Annotated in this window: 2 protein-coding genes; one reads left to right on the forward strand and one right to left on the reverse strand. The window is 68.6% G+C overall.

The features are described from left to right. On the forward strand, nucleotides 1-727 hold a 727-nt coding region (locus tag F6Q13_RS18210; RefSeq protein ID WP_293059529.1), incomplete at its 5' end, for a prenyltransferase. A 4-nt stretch (nucleotides 728-731) separates the two neighbouring features. Here F6Q13_RS18210 and F6Q13_RS18215 read toward each other — a convergent pair. Beyond that, nucleotides 732-830, reverse strand: a 99-nt coding sequence (locus F6Q13_RS18215) for a hypothetical protein (protein WP_293059532.1), incomplete at its 5' end; no start/stop codon positions are given.

Consider the following 830-nt stretch of genomic DNA (forward strand, 5'->3'; position numbering starts at 1 on the left):
CGACACCGCGGACTATCCGCGCGCTCTGTATGCCCCGCACCCGGTGCTCTCCGGGTTGGTCAGCCGCCGCACACTGCTGATCGCGATCGCGGCGGTGAATCTGGCCGACCTGACGATCCTGATCGTGCTGACCTGGGCGCGCGGCTGGCCGGTGGTGGCGTTCGCGTTGTCCGGCTTCGTGTTGAGTGTCGCCTACACCGCACCCCCGGTGCGCTTGAAGAAGCGCGGCCTGGGCGAGCCCGATGTGCTGGTGGTCTGGGGTCCGCTGATGGTGTGCGGCACCTACTACGCCGCGGTCGGTACCGTCGACTGGTCGCTGGTGCTGGCGTCGTTGCCCTACGGACTGGCCTGCACGACGGTGTTGATGGGCAAACACATCGACAAGATCAGTTATGACGAGGCGCTGGGCATCCGGACACTGCCGGTGATCCTCGGCGAAGCCCTCGCCCGCGCCGTGACACTGGCGATGATGCTCGGGTTCTACCTGTTGGTTGCCGTGGCGGTGCTGGCCGGGGCGCTGCCGTGGCCGGCACTGCTCGTGCTCGCGGCCCTGCCCCGGCTGGCCAAGGTCTGGCCGCATTTCCAGCGCCCGCGGCCCGAGGCGGCGCCGGAGGGCTTTCCGGTGTGGCCGCTGTGGTACGCCGCGCTGGCCTGGGTGCACACCCGCCAGGCGGGTGCATTCCTCGTGGTCGGCCTGGCGATCGGCGCGGTGCTGCGCACCCGGTGATTCCTTAGTATCGGCCGAAAACCAGCGCGACGTTGTGGCCGCCGAAACTGAACGAATTCTTGACCGCATAGTGGTAGCGGCCCTGCCGGGGCTTTCCCGATAC

This window comes from Mycobacterium sp. (assembly GCF_008709575.1).
Classification (GTDB): Bacteria; Actinomycetota; Actinomycetes; order Mycobacteriales; family Mycobacteriaceae; genus Mycobacterium.